The organism is Saccharopolyspora sp. SCSIO 74807 (assembly GCF_037023755.1).
Lineage (GTDB): Bacteria > Actinomycetota > Actinomycetes > Mycobacteriales > Pseudonocardiaceae > Saccharopolyspora_C > Saccharopolyspora_C galaxeae.
This window is the reverse complement of sequence record NZ_CP146100.1, coordinates 4,146,359-4,163,941: the sequence shown is the minus strand read 5'-3', so window position 1 is coordinate 4,163,941 and position 17,583 is coordinate 4,146,359. Positions and strand designations below refer to the sequence as shown.

The following is a 17,583-nucleotide window of genomic DNA, read 5'->3' as shown; positions in this document are numbered from 1 at the left end:
TCCTGATCAGCGAGCCGGTGCGCCGGACCGGTCGAAGGCGTCGGCCGTGATCCCGTCCTCGCGCAGCACCGCTTTGCGGACCTTCTCGGAAGGCGTCTTGGGCAGCGCGTCGAGCATCCGCACGAATCGGGGTATGACGAAGGGAGGGAGCTTGCCGTCGCACCACTGGAGCACTTCCGCGGGATCCACCGGCTCGGACGCGACGATCGCGGCCAGCACCTCGTCCTCACCGGCTTCCACGTCCGCGGGCACACCGATGACCGCGCATTCCGCGACCGCGGGATGGCTCAAGATGGCCTGTTCCACCTCGTAGGAGCTGATGTTCTCGCCGCGGCGGCGCAGCGCGTCCTTGTAGCGGTCGACGAAGTAGTACCAGCCCTGCTCGTCGCGCTTGAGCGCATCACCGGTGTGGAACCAGAGGTTGCGCCACGCTTCCAGCGTCTTCTCCGGCATCCCGTAGTAGCCCATGCTGCACGTCCACGGCCGTACCGGGCGCACCACCAGTTCGCCGACCTCGCCGACCGGCACTTCGCGATCGGTCTCCGGATCCACCAGGCGGATGTCGAACCAGCCCTTGGCCTGCAACCCGGCCGCACCCGGTGGCCGATCCACGCCGTAGGGCGACAGTATCGGTGCGCCGGTCTCGGTCAGCCCGAAAGCATCCACAAAGGATTCGACACCGTAGCGCCGCTTGAACTGCTCGACGATGGTGCTCGCGGTCGGTGCGGCGTAGACCGCGCGCAGCGGGTTGTCCAGGTCGTCCGGCCGCTCGGGCTGCTTCCAGGCGAAGTCCATCATCACGCCGACGAAGTTCGTCACCGTGGCCCCGGACTCGCGGATGTGGTCGATCCACTTGCTGGCGCTGAACTTCGGCCGGACCGCCGCGCTCGCGCCCGCCACCAGCGCCGGATACACCGCCATGAATTGGGCGTTGCCGTGGAACAGCGGCGTGGTCGTCAGATAAGTGTCCACATTGGTCAGGTGGGTGAGGTTCACGACCTCCTGGGCGAAGAAGTACAGGTGCGAGTGCGGCATCGCCACGCCCTTGGACGGGCCGGTGGTGCCGGAGGTGAAGAAGATCGCGCCGAGGTCCTGCGCCTTCGGCGTCGGCAGGTCCAGCACCGGGCCTTCCGCCAAGGCTTCCCACTGCTCGGCCTGCCAGCCGTGGGAACGCAGCAGCTCCACGGCCTCGGACCCGCGCCCGGTGTCGATGACCCAGAACTTCTCCACTCCGCGCGCATGTTCGGCGACGGCCACCCAGCGTTCGGCGAACACGTCGTCGATCACCGCCCAGCGGGCACCGACCGTGACGACCTGGTGGCGCAGGAACTCGCCCTCGTAGGAGGTGTTGATCGGGACCTCGGCCATCCCGGCCAGCGCGGTACCGAACCAGGTGCGCACGAACCGGGACGAGTTGAACGCCATGATGATGACCCGGTCGCCGTACTGCCCGCCTTCAGCGACCAGCGCGCCCGCGATCCGCTCCGCCGAACCGAGCATCTCGGCGTATGTCCACTGCAGACCTTCCGCGGGCGTCTTCAGCAACGTCGCATCCGGCTGCGAAGCCGCGTAGTGCCGCAGGACGTGGTCCAGCGTCCAGTTCTCCGGCTCCTCGAAGGTGAACGAGGTGTTCTCGTAGTACCGGGTCATCAGGCCTCCCCGGCTTGCGCGGATGAGTCCGCCCGCGCGGGGATGTCGTTGCGCGGCTGGATACCGACCAGGGAGGGCAGCACTTCCCGCCCGAACAGGTCGATCGAGGCGATCGTCTCGTCCGCGTCCATCGTCGGCCACTGCGGACGGATCAGCAGCGGGTCGACCGGCAGCGTGGTCACCAGCTCGGTCAGCTCCGAGACGACGTCCTCCGGCGACCCGACCACGGCGTGGTTGGACACGGCTTCGGCGAACGCGTTCTCCAAGTCGCTGCCGGACATCACGTCCAAGCCCTTGTTGGCGTAGGTGATGTAGCGGCCCTGCGCCACCCGCGAGTACTCGGCCAGCGCGTTCTGCTTGGTGTCGGCGACCAAGGTGTTGCGCCGCAGCGGCTGCGGCCCGAATTCCTTGCCGCGCGCGGCGAAACCGTCCCGCACGGCGCGGAACCGCTCGATCACCTGCGGAACCGGCGTTTCCGGCGGGCACACGTAGGCGTCACCGTACCGCCCGGCGCGCCGGGTGCCCGCCATGCTGTGCGCGCCGATCCACAATGGAGGATGCGGTTTCTGCACCGGATGCAGGTGCGGCGCAACGGAATCCAGCTGCCAGTGCTCGCCCTCGAAAGTCACCTCGTCCTCGGTCCAGAGCCGCTTCATCAGCCGCAACGACTCGTCGAACCGCGAAGCGCGCTGCTTGAACGGCACACCGAGGTAGTCGAACTCCTCGGCCCGGTAACCGAGCCCGGCGCCGAAGACCAATCGCCCCTCGGTCACCACGTCCAGCGTCGCGATCTCCTCGGCGAGCAGCACCGGGTGGTACAGCGGCGCGATCATGATCTGGGTGACCAGCTTGACGTCCTGCGAGACCTCCGCCGCCAGCCGGGCGAGCAGCGGAACCGGTTGCAGCCAGCGCAGATCCCCGTACAGGAAGTGCTGCCCGATGGCGATGTGGGTGAATCCGTTGCGCTGCGCGGCTTCCACGATCCGCAGCACGTCCTTGAACTGCTTGGCCGGCGTCACCGATTTCGGCACGTCGCTGAGCAGCAGACCGACCTGCACCATGTTCGATCCTTCCTGGTCGTCACTTCGCGGTGAGGCCGCCGTCGACGGGAACGGTCACGCCGGTGACGTAGCTGGCGTCGTCGCTGGCCAGGAACGCCACCACGGACGCGATCTCCTCGGGCTGCGCCCCGCGGCCGAGCGGGATGCCGCCGACGAAGTTCTTCGTCAGCTCCGAAACGTCCGCACCGGGCTCGCGCCCGAAGAACTGCGAGAGCATCGGCGTGTGCACGGTGCCCGGGCACACCACGTTGGCCCGGATCCCGTCCGGAGCCCCGAGCAGCGCCAGCGATCTGCAGAACGGCACCAGCGCGCCCTTGGTCAGCGAGTAGATCGGGCTGAACGGCGAGCCGACCAGCGCCGAGGTGGACGAGGTCATCGTGATCGACCCGTGCCCGCCCGCGTTGCGCAGCAGGTCCAGCCCGAGAGTGCAGGTGTAGTAGGCGCTTTTGACGTTCACGTCGATGTTCTTTTCCCACTCATCGGCATCCACTTCGGTGCCGCTGGGACCGGGCATCCCCACCTGCGCGTGCAGCGCGTGCAGCACGCCGTGCTCGGACTCGATGCGCGCGAACAGCGCTTTGAGGCTGTCGGTGTCGGTGGCGTCGACCTGCACCGCGGTCGCTTGGCCGCCCTCGTCCGCGATCTCCTTGGCGACCTCCTCGGCCGCCTGCTGCCCGAGGTCGGCGACGTAGACGTGCGCCCCTTCGGAACCGAGCCGGTGCGAGATCGCGCGGCCCATGCCCGATCCCCCTCCGACGACGGCGGCGATGCGGTCCTCGAAACGGCGTGTCATGCGGTTTCCTCCCGGGAGAGCGGGCGCCGCGGCGGTGTGGCCGCGGTACGACGGGTCGAACCGTTTGTAATAATCATAATCATAGTATCGGCCCGAACTGGGTCAAGAGCGCGCGCTTGGGATGTACGCTGATATTCATCATCATGATTGGAGGGCGTATGCGCCGTGCCGTCATCGTCGATGCCGTCCGCTCCCCCATGGGCAAGGGCAAGAAGACCGGAACGCTCGCCGAGACGCACCCGGTGGACCTGCTGGCCGCCGTGCTCGCCCGGCTCACCGAACGCACCGAGCTCGACCCGGGCCTGATCGACGACGTGCTGGTGGGCTGCGTCGGGCAGAACGGCGAGCAGTCCGCCACCCCCGGCCGCCAAGCGCTGCTCGCCGCGGGCTGGCCCGAGCACGTCCCCGCGGTCACCGTCGAGCGCAAGTGCGGTTCCGGCCAGCAGGCCGTGGATTTCGCGGTGCAGGGCGTGCAGGCCGGGGCCTACGACATCGCGGTGGCCGCCGGGGTGGAGTCGATGAGCCGGGTGCCGATCGGCTCTGCGCGCGGCGACGCGGACCCGTTCGGCCCTGCGGTGCGGGAGCGCTACCCGGATCTGGTGCCGCAGGGCATCTCCGCGGAACTGGTCGCCGAGAAGTGGAAGCTCACCCGCGCCGAACTGGACGACTACTCCGCGCGCTCGCACGAACGCGCCGCGCACGCACGCGCGCAGGGCTGGTTCGACGACGAGCTCACCCCGGTCGCCGGGCTCACCGCGGACGAGACGATCCGCGAGGGCACCACCGCCGAAGGCCTCGCCGGGCTCAAGCCCGCGTTCGCCGAGAAGCACCACTCGCGGAACCTGGACTGGAAGATCACCGCGGGCAACTCCTCGCAGATCACCGACGGTGCCGCCGCGCTGCTGGTGATGTCCGAGGACCGCGCCGCCGAGCTGGGCCTGCGCCCGCGCGCGGTGGTGGCGGCATCGGCCGTGGTCGGCGACGACCCGCGGATGATGCTCACCGGGCCGATCCCGGCGACGAGGAAAGTCCTCGCCCGCAGCGGCATTCCGCTCGCCGACATCGCCGCGTTCGAGGTCAACGAGGCGTTCGCGCCGGTGCCGCTGGCGTTTCAGCGCGAACTCGGCGTGGCCGACGCGGCGCTGAACCCGGTGGGCGGCGCGATCGCGCTCGGGCACCCGCTCGGCGCGTCCGGGACGCGCCTGATGAGCACGCTGATCAACCACCTGGAACGCACCGGCGCGCGCTACGGGCTGCAGACGATGTGCGAAGCCGGCGGCATGGCCAACGCGACGATCCTGGAAAACCCCGCGGCCTGAGCGCGGAACCGACGAACTCGGCGATGCGGCCGGGGGAGCAGGAGAACGATGAACCTCGACGGTGGCAGCGCAGTGGTGACCGGCGGTGCGTCCGGGCTCGGGCTGGCCAGCGCCAAGCGGCTGCTCGACCGGGGCGTGCCGGTGGTGCTGGTGGACCTGCCGAGCTCCGCGGGCGAGCAGGTGGCGGCCGAGCTCGGTGGCAAGGCGAGCTTCGCCCCGGCCGACGTGGCCGATCCGGAGGCGGTCGACGCGGCGATGGACCTCGCCGAGCAGCAAGGCCCGATCCGCGCGCTGGTGCACTGCGCGGGCCGCGGCGGCACGGTCCGCGTGGTGGAACGCGACGGCGAACCGGGCTCGCTGGAGCAGTACGAGTCGATCGTGCGCACCAACCTGACCGGCAGCTTCAACGTGCTGCGGCTGGCGTCGGCCCGGATGGCGCGCAACGAGCCGGTCGACGGTGAGCGCGGAGTCTGCGTGCTCACCGCCTCGGTCGCGGCGTGGGAAGGCCAGATCGGGCAGATCCCCTACGCCTCGGCGAAATCCGGGGTGGTCGGCATGACGCTGGTCGCCGCCCGCGACCTGGCGCGCAAGCTGGTGCGGGTGTGCTCGATCGCGCCGGGCACGTTCGACACGCCGATCCTGTCCCGGTTCTCCGACGAGATCCGCGACGGGCTCGCCTCCCGCACGCCGCACCCGTCGCGGCTGGGGCGCCCGGACGAGTTCGCCGCGCTCGCCGAGCAGATCATCGGCAACCCGATGCTCAACGGCGAGACGATCCGGCTGGACGGGGCGATCCGGATGCCCCCGAAGTGACCGGCGCCGGCCCCCTGCGCGGGCAGGGGGCCGGTACTGCCGCGGCTGCGCCGGTGCCGCTGCGGTGCCTGCGCGCACCACCGGAGTTCGCGCGGCGGTCCGGTTCGCGGCGACTCTGGCTGCGACGCCTGCGGACACCGGGATCACTGCACCTGCGGCCGCCGAGGGCGCTGCGATGCCCGACGCCGCCGGGATCACTCCGGCGGCGGGAACCGCGGTCGCCGCTTCTCCAAGAACGACGTGGCGCCCTCGACCATGTCCGCGCTGCCCACCGCCTGCACCAGCATCCCGAGACCGTTGCTGAACGAGTCCCGCGCCGAGTTCCACCAGATGTTGGAGGAGATCTTGGTGATCTCCAGGTAGCGCGGGCTCAGCTCGGCCAGCTCCTCGACCCATCCGGTCACCGCCTCCGCCAGCCGGTCGTCCTCGACCACCTCGTTGACCAGACCCAGGCTCTCGGCCTGTTCGGCGGAGTAGCGCCGGCACAGCATCGCCATCTCCTTGGCCCGCTTCTCCCCGATCTGCACGCCGAGCACGTTGGTGGCGCCGGTGACCGGGGCACTGCCGACCTTCGGCCCGGTCTGGCCGAACGTCGCCGAACGCGCCGCGATCGCCAGGTCGCAGGCCACGACGAGTTCGTTGCCGCCGCCCGCCGCCGCGCCGTTGACCGCGGCGATGACCGGGCGCGGGCATTGCCGCACGGCGTCGAACAACCGCAGCGAGCCCTGGTACAGCGCCCGCATCTCCCCGGTGGTCGGCGTGCTGAGCTGCTGCAACGATCCGCCTGCGCAGAAGCTGCCGCCGGATCCGGTCAGCACCACCGCCCGCGCCTCATCGGCGCCGCTGAGCGCTTCGACGATCGCGTCGGACATGGCGGGATCGAAGGCGTTCTTGCGCTCCGGCCGGTTGAGCGTGAGCCACAGCGCGTCCCCGCGCTGCTCGACCAGCACGTCCTCCCCCATCAGTCGACCGTGATCGCGCGCTCGGGGCAGGAGTCCGCGCCTTCGACGGCCTCGTCGGCGAACTCGGCCGGGACCTGTTCTTCGAGCACGTAGGCGGTGCCGTCCTCCTCGCGCAACGCGAAGACGTTCGGGGCGCTCATCTGGCACAGCCCGTGCCCCTGGCAGTGGTTCGGATCGACCCGCGCGCGCATGGTTTCTCCTCCTCGTCGAGGTGGCGCCGACTCCCCCGGCTTCGTGCGAACCGTTGACAACCGGCATATCTAGTATAACCATTATCAGGTCAACAGCGGGGTTGATGCAATAGGAGGTCCCAGCAGCATGGCTTCGCAACAGCGCTGTCCAGTGATCCGCTTCGATCACAACTCCCAGGAGCACTCCGCGGACCCGGTCGCTTCCTACCGCGCCGTCCGCAACGAGCACGGACTCGCCTGGACCGAGTCGCACGGTGGCTACTGGGTGCTGTCCGACTACGAGAGCGTCTTCGAAGCCGCGCGGGACGACGGCGTGTTCTCCTCGGCGCGCACCTCCTCCGGAGGCGAGGGGCTGTCCGTGGTGATCCCGAAGACGCCCATGCACTTCCACATCCCGATTGAACTGGATCCACCGGATTTCCGGAAGTTCCGCAAGCTGATCAACCCGATCACCTCGCCCGCCGCGATCGAGCGGATGCGCGGCATGGTCGAGCACCACGTCAGCAGCTTCATCGACGAGGTCATCGAGACCGGCGAGTGCGACTTCACCTCCGTGATCGGCGTTCCGTCGCTGGTCACCATCGACTGGCTGGGCCTGCCGGTCGAGGAGTGGCGCCGCTACTCGCGCGCGCACCACGCCACGCTGGCCGCCGTGCCCGGCAGCGAGAAGTGGCGCCAGGCCACCGAAGTGGACCTGCCCTACCTGTCCGAGCAGATGAGCCGGATCATCGAGCAGCGCCGCGCCGATCCGCAGGACGACGTGATCAGCTACCTGGTGCAGCAGACCGTGGACGACCGGCCGATCACCGACGACGAGGTCTTCGCCATCGTCGAGCTGCTCATCGCGGGCGGTACCGGGACCACCGCCTCGCTGGTGAGCCAGACGCTCGTCTGGCTGGCCGAGCACACCGACGTGCGGCAACGGCTGATCGAAGATCCGAGCCTGCTCGACCACGCCGTGGAGGAGTTCCTGCGCTACTTCTCCCCCACCCAGGCGCTGGCCCGCACCGTCGCGCAGGACACCGAGTTCCGCGGCTGCCCGATGCGGCAAGGCGACCGGGTGCTGCTTTCCTGGGCCTCGGCCAACCGGGACGAGTCGCTGTTCGAGCACCCGGACGAGATCGACATCGACCGCTGGCCGAACCGGCACACCGCCTTCGGCATCGGGGTGCACCGCTGCGCCGGCTCGCACCTGGGCCGGTTGATGGCCAAGACGCTGCTCAACGAGATCCTCACCCGGATGCCGGACTACACCGTCGATTTCGACGCGCTGGAGCGCTATCCGCACCAGGGCACGAACATGGGCTTCCAGCGCATCCCGGCGCGGTTCACTCCCGGCCCGAAGCTCGCCCGGTGACCCGGGTCGTCATCGCCGGTGGGGGGCTGGCCGCGGCGCGCACCTGCGAATTGCTGCGGCGCAAGGGGTTCGACGGCGAGATCGTGCTGCTCGCGGCCGAGCGGCGGGCGCCCTACGACCGGCCGCCGCTGACCAAGGCGGCGTTGCGGGACGAGTTCGACCCCACGTTGCGGACCGACTACGAGGCGTTGTCGGTCGATCTCCGGCTGGGCGCAGCGGCTCGATCGCTGCATCCGGCGGAACGGGTGGTCGGTACCGATTCCGGCGACGTCGGCTACGACGCGCTGGTCATCGCCACCGGCGCGAGCCCGGTGCGGCTTCCCGGCGACGGTCCGCAGCTGGTCGTGCGCACCGCCGACGACGCGGCGCTGCTGCGGGAACGGCTGCGGGCGGGAGCGCGGGTCGTGCTGGTCGGCGCGAGCTGGATCAGTGCGGAAGTGGCCACCGCCGCACTGGCCCGGGGCTGCTCGGTGACCTGCGTGGAAGCGGCACCGGTCCCGCTCGGTGCGCTGGGCGAGCAGGTCGGGCAGCGGATGCGGCCGTGGTGGGCGGAGGTCGACCTGCGGCTCGGCACCGGCGTCGACGCGATCACCTCCGGCGGGGTGGCGCTGACCGGCGGCGGGCACCTGGACGCCGACGTGGTGGTCACCGGAGTCGGCGTGCGCCCGGACACGGCGTGGCTGGCTGGCTCCGGCGTCGAGCTGGACCGCGGCGTGCTCGTCGACGAACACCTGCGCACCGGAGTTCCCGGGGTGTACGCGGTGGGCGACGTGGCGGCGCGTTGGTCGCCGCGCTCGGGCGCGCGGTTGCGGGTCGAGCACTGGGACGAGGCGCGCACCGCTCCGGAAACGGTGGTCGCGCAGATCCTCGGCACCGGCATTCCCGAGCACGATCCGGTCCCCTACTTCTGGAGCGACCAGTTCGGCCGCAAGCTCCAGTACGTCGGGCACCACAGCGCCGCCGACACGCTGGTGCTGCGCGGCGCGGACTCCGAGCGGTGGGGCGCCGCCTGGCTGTCCCCGCAAGGGCGGCTGACCGCGCACCTGGGCGTGAACCGGCCGAAGCAGCTGGTTCCGGCGCGCAACGCCATCGGCGCGGGAGCGACTCCCGATCCGGAATCCCTGCGCGATCCCGAAAACCCGTTCTGAGCAGGAGGAACATGGGCAGCGACGCACTCGCGGGCAAGGTCGCGGCGGTCACCGGAGCGGCGATGGGCATGGGCGCGGCAACCGCCGAGCTGCTGGCGGCGCAAGGCGCGTCGGTGCTGGTCGCCGACCGCGAGCAACGCGCAGGTGAGTCCACGGTGGACAAGATCGTCGCCGGTGGCGGCCGGGCGTCGTTCCTGCGCGTCGACGTCGGCGACTCCGATCAGGTGCGCGCGATGGTCGAGACCGCGGTCGAGCGGTACGGGCGGCTGGACTGCGCGGTGAACAACGCCGCGGTCGCCCCGGACGCCAATACCGTCGCCGAGCTCGCCGAGGACGACCTGGACCGGATCCTGGCGGTGAACCTGAAGTCCGTGGCGCTGTGCCTCAAGCACGAGATCAAGCAGATGCTGCGGCAGGACGGTCCCGGTTCGATCGTGAACATCGGCTCGGTGAACTCCTACCGGCCGCAGCTCAACCAGGCGATCTACACCGCGGCCAAGCACGGCGTGATCGGGCTGACCAAGGTCGCGTCGCTGGAGAACGCCGCGCGCGGCATCCGGGTCAACGCAGTCTGCCCCGGCGCGATCGACACGCCGATGATCCGGTACTCGATGGACAGCACCGGACGCCGCGAGCAGGACCTGGCGCCGCGGCTGAGCCTGTTCGGCCGGTTCGGGCGGCCGGAGGAGGTCGCCGCGGCCAGCCTGTGGCTGTGCTCGGACGATTCGTCGTTCGTGACCGGGCACGCGCTGGCCGCCGACGGCGGCTACCTGTCCAGCTGATCTCGCGACCGCCTCGCGCTGCGGGGCTCGCGATGGGACCGCGCGCGTAGGCGCGCGAACGCAACCCCTCGGCCGGGCGGGTGCTCAACCGCGCCGCCCTGCAACCGCCCGGCCGGGGGCGCTTGCGAACGCTCTGTCCACAACGGACTCGCGGCACTTGATTCGGTCGCGGATATCCTGGCTCACCTGCGCATTCGGTTCGCCGAGGCATCCGGCCGACACGCCGCGGCGAGTCCGCCCCGGCTCGAACGCGGGTGCACGGCAGACTTTTCCGCGAAGCAGAACCGCGAGGGGAGAAGTCATGACGATGCGACGCACGTTGCTGGCAACTTCGATCATCGGCGCCGTGGCCGCAGGCACGGCACCGGCCGCAACCGCGACACCGGACGCCGGGGCGCCCGTCGTCGGTCCGGCTTCGGTCGCCGCGCAGTCCGCGACGACCGATCTCGGCCCGCTGGTGGACCTCGCCGCGCAACGGCTGGCGCTGGCGGACGAGGTCGCCGCCGCCAAGTACGGCACCGGAAAACCCATCGCCGATCCGGAACGCGAGCGACGGGTGCTGGGCGAGGTGTCCGAGCTCGCCGCGGACAACGGACTCGATCCGGGCGTAGCCGTCCGCTTCTTCACCGACCAGATCGAAGCGGGCAAGGACGTGCAGCGCGGCCTGCACGCCCGGTGGGACGCGCACCCCGAGTCGCGCCCGGGTGAACGCCCCGACCTGGGCCAGGTGCGCCGGGAGCTGGAACGGATCAGCGACGAGGCGGTGCGGCAGCTCAAGGCGACCGAGCGGGTGCGGGCGCCGAACACTCCGTGCCGGGTCGGGGTGGCGGCCTCGGTGCTCGCCGCCGACCTGCACCACCACTTCGACCCGCTGCACCGGCGAGCATTGGACAGGGCGGTGGTTTCGATGTGCGCGTGAGAACGGCGCGGTTCACCACTGGTACGGCAGGAACTTGCCGTCCAAGGTGACCACGACCCGGTCGCCCTGCGGGTCTTCGGCGCGACGGACGTCGAGCCGGAAGTTGATCGCGCTCATGATGCCGTCACCGAATTCCTCGTGGATCAGTTCTTTGATGGTCGGCCCGTACACCTGCAGCACCTCGTAGAGCCGGTACATCGTCGGGTCGGCGGGCACCTGCGCGTCCAGCGCGCCCCGAGTGGGCTGGACGCGCAGCGCGAGAGCGACCTCCCGGTCCAGTTCGAGCAACTCCGCGGCGGCGTTCGCCTCGGCCTCGCCCATCGGGTGCTGGCCGAGCAGCGCCGCCGTGGTCCAGGCGACCGGCCTGCCCACCGCCTCGGCCAGCTGCGCCCAGGTCAGGCCCAGTTCGGTCTTCTGCGACCGGACCGCGGCCGCGGCATCCTGCTTACTGATCATGTCCGCTCCCCTTCCCCGGAAAACCCGGGACAGGCAGGACGATCGCGATCGCACAACACCGCCCGTCCCGCACGACATCGCTCAATCCGGACACATTCTCGGCCGAAACGGCGTGGTTCGTGCTGCGAGCACGCGGCATCGCGGTCCATGCATCGGCCGCACCCGCCGGTTTTCTGCCTCCGCGCCTTCCAGCTGAGGTTCCGCTACCTGACCCACTGCGCAAGCCAACTTCGGAGGCACTCCACAGGCGCGGTTCGTCCCGTTCGGCTCCACCCGGCCGAGGCAGCGGGTCGCCGCTAGCCTGCGAAAGCACGAGCCGTTCTCGGAAGGAGCTCGCCTCGTGACTGAGCCGCGCCGCCTGCTGCTGGTCAGCGCCACCATCGGGGAAGGGCACAACGCCACCGCGCGAGCCGTCGAGAAGGCCGCCCGGCGATCGTGGCCGGGCTGCGAGGTGTCCTGGCTCGACGCACTGCGGGCGATGGGGCCTTGGGTGCCGCGAACGTTCGGCCGGATCTACGTGACCAACGTGCAGTCCACGCCATGGCTCTACGACTTCTTCTACGCCGCGCTGTGGCGGCAACGCTGGTTCGCCAACGGCTGCCGCCGCTTCGTCGGTGCCTGGGCGGGCCGCAGGCTGCGCCCGCTGCTGGCCGACGAACGCCCGGACCTGATCGTGTCCACCTACCCCATGGGCACCGCCGGTCTGGCCTGGTTGCGCGCCCGCGGCGAACTGCGGACTCCGGTCGCGGCGGTGATCTCCGACTTCGCCCCGCACCCGTTCTGGGTCTACTCCGCGATCGACCGGCACTACGCCATGAGCGAGGTCAGCGCAGGGGCAGCCGATCTCGCCGAACCGGCGGCGGTCAACACCGTCAGCGCACCGCCCGTCGTCGCCGCGTTCCACCCGCGGGACAAGGCCGAAGCACGCCGCGCCTGCGGTCTCCCGCAGGCCGGTTTCGTGGTGCTGATCTCGTGCGGCTCACTGGGTTTCGGCTCCGTCGACCGCGCCGTCGAGGCAGCGCTGCGCGCCGGGACCGATCAGGTCGTGGTCGTGTGCGGGCACAACGACACCTTGCGCGAGCGGTTGCTGCGCCGTGCCGAGCGCGACTCCCGGATCGACCCGCTGGGCTGGGTCGACGACATGGCCACGCGCACCGCGGCGGCCGACGTCGTGGTGACCAATGCCGGGGGCGCCACCGCGCTGGAAGCACTCGCTTGCGCCCGCCCGGTCCTCATGTTCGAACCCATCGCCGGGCACGGCCGCGCCAACGCCGAGCTGATGGAACGCGCCGGTCTGGCCGAACTCTGCGACGACGAGCCCGCGCTGGCGCAGGCGCTGGACCGGCTCGCCACCGAGCCCGGCGAGCTGCACAACGCCGAGCAGCGGATGCTCCGGCACCTGCGGGACACCGGCGAGTTCGCCGACCAGGTGGCCGATATGGCGAACCTGGATCCCGCCGTGCCCGAGCGGATGCGCGCTCAGGACACGTTCTTCGTGCACGTCACGACCCCGCAGGTTGCACAGCAGACCGGCGCCGTGTTGTCGCTGCGCGGACCGGCGGCCGGCGCGGAATGGGGCGCCGAGCTCGCCGCGCGGGTCAGCGAACGGATCGCCGCCCGTGCGCCCGAACTGCCCATGGTCAGCAAGCGGCTGGTCACCCGCCGACACCGCGAACCGCACTGGGTGCCGGTCCGGCGACTCGCACCTGAGCAGCACCTGCGGCGGATCACGCTCGGCGAGCACGACGATCAGGAGTCCGCGGAGCGCGAGTTCTTCAGCACGCCGTTGCCCACCGACCGCCCACCATGGGAGATGGCCGTGCTGCACCGGCCCGGCTCCGGCGACTCGGCGCTGCTGGTGAAGATGCACCACTCGCTCGGCGACGGGTTGGTGATGACCTCGACGCTGCTGCGGCTGCTGTGCGACGAGGTCCCCGATCTGCCGGAGCAGTCCCGGCCCGCGATTCCACGCCTGCGGTACGTCACGGCGGTGTTGCGCGGCATGCTGAGCCTGGTCACCGCAGGCCCGGCCCCGCGCGGCGGCCTCGGCGGACGCAGCACCGGAGCACGCCGCTTCGCCTGGAAAGAGCTCGACGCCGCCGAGGTCGAGGCCGAAGCCCGCGCGAACGGCGTATCCCGCAGCGCGTTGCTGCTCGGCATGGTGGCCGAAGCGCTGCACCGCTTGGACGAGAACAACACACACCAGCGGAACTTCCGCACCATGGTGCCCAGGAAGGCCCGTCCCGGCACCGAAGACTTCGGCAACCACGCGGTCGCGGTGACCGTCGACCTGCCCATCGGCCCCATGTCCCCGCGGCGACGGCTCGCCGAAGTCGCCGCCCGGCTCGACCGCGCGCAGCACCGCGGGCAGCCGCAGGCCAGCGAAGCCGTGTTGCGGGGTCTGCGCCTGCTGCCCGCTCCGCTGCACCGCTGGGTCTGCCGCAGGATCTACGGACGCAACTTCTTCCAGGCGATCGTCTCGATCATGCCGGGGCACCGGACGCCGGTGCACATCGCCGGAGCGCTGCTGCGCACCGTGTACCCGGTCTTGCCGCTGGCCGATGGCATGGCGCTGGCGATCGGGACCATCGGGTGGGGAAGAACCGTCGGAGTCGCGCTCACCACCGACGCGGCGCTGCTGCCCGACGTGGACAAGCTCGCCGACCAGCTCCCGAGCGCCTTCGCCGCACTGCGGCTCGGCGCGCAGGAGGGCGCGTGACCTCCACCGGGAGCCAGTTGTTCATCGCGGTGCCCGCCGCGCTGGCGGGCGCCGCCGGGTTCGGGCTGGCCAGCGCCGTGCAGCAACGCGCGACCAAGCAGGTGCCCACCACCCGCACGCTGGATCCCCGGCTGCTGTGGCAACTGGTGCGCAAACCGATCTGGCTGCTGAGCATCGGCACCGTGATCGTCGGGCTGTCCTTGCAGGTCGTGGCGCTCGCGTTCGGTCCGCTGGTGCTGGTGCAGCCGCTGCTGGTCACCGCGGTGCTGTTCGGCGCGGTCTTCGCGGCCTGGATGGCGCACCGCCGGTTGGACCGGGTCCTGGTGCTCGGCGCGCTCGCGGTCGCCGTCGGGTTGGCGGTGTTCCTGCTGCTGGCGCGGCCGAGCGGGCAAGGTGAGGGGTTCACCGGCTCCGGAGTGTTCCCGCTCGCGGCGGTGCTGGTGCTGATCGTGCTGGGTTGCCTGCTCGCCGCCGGGCGGTTCCGCGGTGAGCTCCGGGTGCTGGCGCTGGCCCTGGCGACAGGCGTGCTCTACGGCGTCACCGCCGGATTGATCAAGGTCGTGGCCGGGCAGATCCGGCAGGGCGGCCTCGCCGAACCGTTCGGCCACCCCACCCTCTACGTCGTGTGCGCGCTGGGGCCGGTGGGGTTCCTGCTCAGCCAGAACACCTTCCAGCAGGGCCGGTTCATCTCCCCGGCACTGGCGGTGATCACCGCGGTCGATCCGCTGGTGGGCATCGCGATCGGGGTGAACTGGCTCGGCGAGCGGGTCGTGGCGAGCCCGTACGCACTGGCAGGTGAAGTGCTCGCGGCGGTGCTGCTGCTGGTCGGCATCTGGGTGCTGACCCGGCGCGGCGAGCACCTGCGCCGGATCGCGGCCCGGAATTCCGGGTCCGGATGAGGTGGCCTCCGCGGCGCGCCCTGATCACCGGGGGTTCCTCGGGCATCGGAGCGGCGCTGGCGATCGAGCTGGCCGCCGCCGGGTGCGAGCCGCTGCTGGTGGGGCGCGACGCCGACCGGCTCGGCGCGCTGGCGCGCCGCACCGGTGGCCGCCCGCTGCGCGCCGACCTGACCGTTCGGGACGAGCTGGCCCGGGTCGCCGATGCGGCCGCCGGAGTCGAGCTGCTGATCAACAACGCCGGGGCGGGCTGGCATGGCCCGCTGGGCGCGATGACCGCCGGGCAGGTCAGCGACCTGGTAGCGCTGAACCTGACCGCTCCGATGGAGCTGACCAGGGCCGCGATGCCGGAACTGAGCCATCGCGGCGGGCAGGTCGCGTTCGTCTCGTCCATCGCGGCCGTCGGCGTGCACCACGAGGCCGCCTACGCGGCGACGAAGGCCGGGCTGCGGGCGTTCGCCGACAGCATCCGCGCCGAGGGCGTGCCGGTCACCACCGTGCTGCCGGGCGCGGTGCGCACCGGCTTCTTCGACCGGCGCGGCGCGTACACCCGCCGGTTCCCGCGCCCGATCCCGCCGGATCAGGTGGCCCGCGTGCTGTTGACCGCCATCGAGCGGGAAACGCCGGAGGTGTTCGTGCCGTCCTGGCTGGGCCTGGCTTCGCGGGTGCGCGGCGCCCTGCCGGGAACCTTCCGCTTGCTCGCGCGCCGCTTCGGCTGAAGCGCGAAAACGGCACCGCCCCGAGGGACGGTGCCGTTCGTCGACGAAGGCTCAGGCGGGCACGGCCTTGCGGGAGAAGCGCAAGGTGATCCCCTCGCCGTGCAGCTCCCGGCGCAGCCACCACACCGACGCCACCGCGGCCACCGCCACGAGGCTGAACGAGCCCGCCGTGCTGGCCAGCAGGAAGTGCCCGATCGTCGCCTGCGCCAGCGCCCACAGCGTGGTGAACCCGTTGATCGTGAACACCAGCGCCCACAGCAGCGACACCCGCCGGAAGAACCTCTGCACCCGCGCGTTGCCGATCAGCGACGGTGGAAGCACGCAGAAGTCGTCGGCGAGCTTGGCGATCAACGTCCGCTCGAACAGCAGCGAACCCAGGAACAACAACGCCACGAAGAAGTTCTGCAGGCTCGGTTCCAGGAAGTACAGGAACGAGCTGCCGGTCGCGAACCCGACGACGGTGCGGACCACCAGGATCCCGGTGGTCAGCAGCAGCACCATCGGGATCTTCACCCGCAGTACCGCTCGCACCGCGACGGCGCCCACTCCCCAGACGAGCGCGGCGATGAGACCGCCGGTCAGGCCGGTGAGGTTGAACAGGACATAGAACAGCGCAAGCGGCGCGATCACCGTCTCGCCGAGGTGTTTGGCCGCGTGCCAGAGGTGCGCGGAAAGCGCGTCGAGGTGAACCACCTGCGAGGGCTTCTGCATTCGTATCGGTCCGTACGTCGGGGGCCGTTGGCCCCTACCGTAACCAGCACGCCGGGACTACCGACGAACAGGGGTGACTCACGTCACCCGCGCAGCGCCCGTATGGACTCGCGCAGTGAACCCATCGTGGCCATCACGGCCGTCGGCTCGTAGCCGCAGTGCGCCATGCAATTGGCGCAGCGCGAGTCGCGCCCGCGACCGTAAGCCTCCCAGTCCGTCTCCTCCAACAGCTCCCGGTAGCTCTGCGCGTAGCCGTCGGCCATCAGGTAGCAGGGCCGCTGCCAGCCATATAGCGAGTAGGACGGGATGGCCCACGCGGTGCAGCCGAAGTCGACCTTGCCCTCCAGGAAGTCCAGGAACTTCGGCGAGTGGTTGAACCGCCACTTGCGGCGCCTGCCATCGGCGAAAACCTTCTTGAACAGCTCCCGGGTCTCGGTGACGCCGAGGAAGTGGTCCTGGTCCGGCGCCTTGTCGTAGGCGTAGGCGGGCGAGAGCATCATCTGGTCCACGTCGAGCTCGTTGTTGAGGTAGTCCAGCACCTCGATCACCGAGGACGGCGTGTCGGTGCTGAAGAACGTGCTGTTCGTGGTGATCCGGAACCCGCGCTGCTGCGCGTCCTTGATGTTGTCGACCGCTTGCGCGAACACGCCCTCCTTGCACACCGAGGCGTCGTGGCGCTCTTGCAGCCCGTCGACGTGCACCGCCCACGAGAAGTACGGGGACGGCGTGAACTTGTCGATCTTGCGCGGCATCAGCAGCGCGTTGGTGCACAGGTAGACGAACTTCTTGCGCTTGACCAGCTCGTCGACCAGCACCTCGATCTCGGGGTGCATCAGCGGCTCGCCGCCTGCGATGGAGACCACCGGGGCACCGCATTCCTCGACCGCGGCCAGCGCCCGGTCGACCGGCATCCGCTGCTTGAGGACGCTCGCCGGGTGCTGGATCTTGCCGCACCCCGCGCAGGCGAGGTTGCAGGCGAACAACGGCTCCAGCTCCAGGGTGAGCGCGAACTTCTTTCGGCCCGCGAGCTTCTGCCGCACTAGGTAGGCGCCGACGCGAGCGGCCTGGCGCATCGGAATGCCCATGG

The 17,583-nt window shown here is 70.6% G+C and carries 17 protein-coding genes; 9 read left to right on the top strand and 8 right to left on the bottom strand.

The genetic code is table 11. The annotated features are described in order from the left end of the window. Positions 1-6: 6 nt before the first annotated feature. The 3 genes from V1457_RS19110 to V1457_RS19100 are packed head-to-tail and all read right to left on the bottom strand — an operon-like array spanning position 7 to position 3,504. The gene (locus V1457_RS19110) at positions 7-1,650 is read right to left on the bottom strand and encodes an ATP-dependent acyl-CoA ligase (protein ID WP_338595916.1); all 1,644 of its coding nucleotides are present in this window, start codon (positions 1,648-1,650) and stop codon (positions 7-9) included. Next, positions 1,650-2,711: an LLM class flavin-dependent oxidoreductase gene (locus tag V1457_RS19105; RefSeq protein ID WP_338595915.1), complete on the bottom strand. Its 1,062-nt coding sequence runs from the start codon at positions 2,709-2,711 to the stop codon at positions 1,650-1,652. Before V1457_RS19105 ends, V1457_RS19110 begins: the two co-directional genes overlap by 1 nt. 19 nt (positions 2,712-2,730) lie before the next feature. After that, complete coding sequence (locus V1457_RS19100) at positions 2,731-3,504, bottom strand: SDR family oxidoreductase (RefSeq protein WP_338595914.1); 774 nt, start codon at positions 3,502-3,504, stop codon at positions 2,731-2,733. Positions 3,505-3,662: 158 nt separating this feature from the next. Here V1457_RS19100 and V1457_RS19095 point away from each other — a divergent pair, with 158 nt between their 5' ends. Next, the gene (locus tag V1457_RS19095) at positions 3,663-4,823 is read left to right on the top strand and encodes a thiolase family protein (RefSeq protein WP_338595913.1); all 1,161 of its coding nucleotides are present in this window, start codon (positions 3,663-3,665) and stop codon (positions 4,821-4,823) included. 48 nt (positions 4,824-4,871) lie between these two features. Further along, positions 4,872-5,636 (top strand): SDR family NAD(P)-dependent oxidoreductase, encoded by a 765-nt coding sequence (locus V1457_RS19090; RefSeq protein WP_200069499.1) that lies wholly within the window; start codon positions 4,872-4,874, stop codon positions 5,634-5,636. Positions 5,637-5,830: 194 nt separating this feature from the next. Here the strand turns inward: V1457_RS19090 and V1457_RS19085 are convergent, their stop codons facing one another. After that, positions 5,831-6,598, bottom strand: a complete 768-nt coding sequence (locus V1457_RS19085) for an enoyl-CoA hydratase/isomerase family protein (protein ID WP_295144658.1) — start codon at positions 6,596-6,598, stop codon at positions 5,831-5,833. After that, positions 6,598-6,789 (bottom strand): ferredoxin, encoded by a 192-nt coding sequence (locus V1457_RS19080; RefSeq protein ID WP_200069500.1) that lies wholly within the window; start codon positions 6,787-6,789, stop codon positions 6,598-6,600. The genes V1457_RS19085 and V1457_RS19080 overlap by 1 nt, the downstream gene beginning before the upstream one ends. A 127-nt stretch (positions 6,790-6,916) precedes the next feature. Here V1457_RS19080 and V1457_RS19075 point away from each other — a divergent pair, with 127 nt between their 5' ends. The 4 genes from V1457_RS19075 (at position 6,917) to aroQ (ending at position 10,995) form a co-directional block, all read left to right on the top strand. Continuing rightward, a complete protein-coding gene (locus V1457_RS19075; protein WP_200069501.1) occupies positions 6,917-8,146 on the top strand; it encodes a cytochrome P450 in 1,230 nt (409 codons plus the stop codon). Beyond that, positions 8,143-9,294 carry an FAD-dependent oxidoreductase gene (locus tag V1457_RS19070; RefSeq protein ID WP_338595908.1) on the top strand — a complete coding sequence of 384 codons (1,152 nt, stop codon included), beginning with the start codon at positions 8,143-8,145 and terminating at the stop codon, positions 9,292-9,294. Before V1457_RS19075 ends, V1457_RS19070 begins: the two co-directional genes overlap by 4 nt. An 11-nt stretch (positions 9,295-9,305) precedes the next feature. Then, positions 9,306-10,076 carry an SDR family NAD(P)-dependent oxidoreductase gene (locus V1457_RS19065; RefSeq protein WP_200069503.1) on the top strand — a complete coding sequence of 257 codons (771 nt, stop codon included), beginning with the start codon at positions 9,306-9,308 and terminating at the stop codon, positions 10,074-10,076. 301 nt (positions 10,077-10,377) lie between these two features. Then, complete coding sequence (gene aroQ / locus V1457_RS19060) at positions 10,378-10,995, top strand: gamma subclass chorismate mutase AroQ (protein ID WP_338595906.1); 618 nt, start codon at positions 10,378-10,380, stop codon at positions 10,993-10,995. A gap of 12 nt (positions 10,996-11,007) precedes the next feature. Here aroQ and cynS read toward each other — a convergent pair whose 3' ends face one another. Next, on the bottom strand, positions 11,008-11,451 hold the full coding sequence (gene cynS, locus V1457_RS19055) for a cyanase (protein ID WP_295146016.1): 444 nt from the start codon (positions 11,449-11,451) through the stop codon (positions 11,008-11,010). Between the two features lie 340 nt (positions 11,452-11,791). Here cynS and V1457_RS19050 point away from each other — a divergent pair, with 340 nt between their 5' ends. From V1457_RS19050 to V1457_RS19040, 3 genes are read left to right on the top strand one after another with little or no spacing between them, the layout of a single operon-like run. Further along, positions 11,792-14,170, top strand: a complete 2,379-nt coding sequence (locus tag V1457_RS19050; protein WP_338595904.1) for a WS/DGAT domain-containing protein — start codon at positions 11,792-11,794, stop codon at positions 14,168-14,170. Further along, on the top strand, positions 14,167-15,069 hold the full coding sequence (locus tag V1457_RS19045; protein WP_295146021.1) for a DMT family transporter: 903 nt from the start codon (positions 14,167-14,169) through the stop codon (positions 15,067-15,069). Before V1457_RS19050 ends, V1457_RS19045 begins: the two co-directional genes overlap by 4 nt. After that, the gene (locus V1457_RS19040) at positions 15,066-15,785 is read left to right on the top strand and encodes an SDR family oxidoreductase (protein WP_200069505.1); all 720 of its coding nucleotides are present in this window, start codon (positions 15,066-15,068) and stop codon (positions 15,783-15,785) included. The genes V1457_RS19045 and V1457_RS19040 overlap by 4 nt, the downstream gene beginning before the upstream one ends. Positions 15,786-15,836: 51 nt before the next feature. On the opposite strand, the gene V1457_RS19035 is transcribed toward V1457_RS19040, so the two are convergent. Together V1457_RS19035 and hpnH are read right to left on the bottom strand one after the other, a co-directional pair. Then, the gene (locus V1457_RS19035; RefSeq protein ID WP_338595903.1) at positions 15,837-16,496 is read right to left on the bottom strand and encodes a VC0807 family protein; all 660 of its coding nucleotides are present in this window, start codon (positions 16,494-16,496) and stop codon (positions 15,837-15,839) included. Positions 16,497-16,579: 83 nt separating this feature from the next. After that, the gene (hpnH, locus tag V1457_RS19030) at positions 16,580-17,581 is read right to left on the bottom strand and encodes an adenosyl-hopene transferase HpnH (RefSeq protein WP_200069506.1); all 1,002 of its coding nucleotides are present in this window, start codon (positions 17,579-17,581) and stop codon (positions 16,580-16,582) included. Positions 17,582-17,583: the final 2 nt, after the last annotated feature.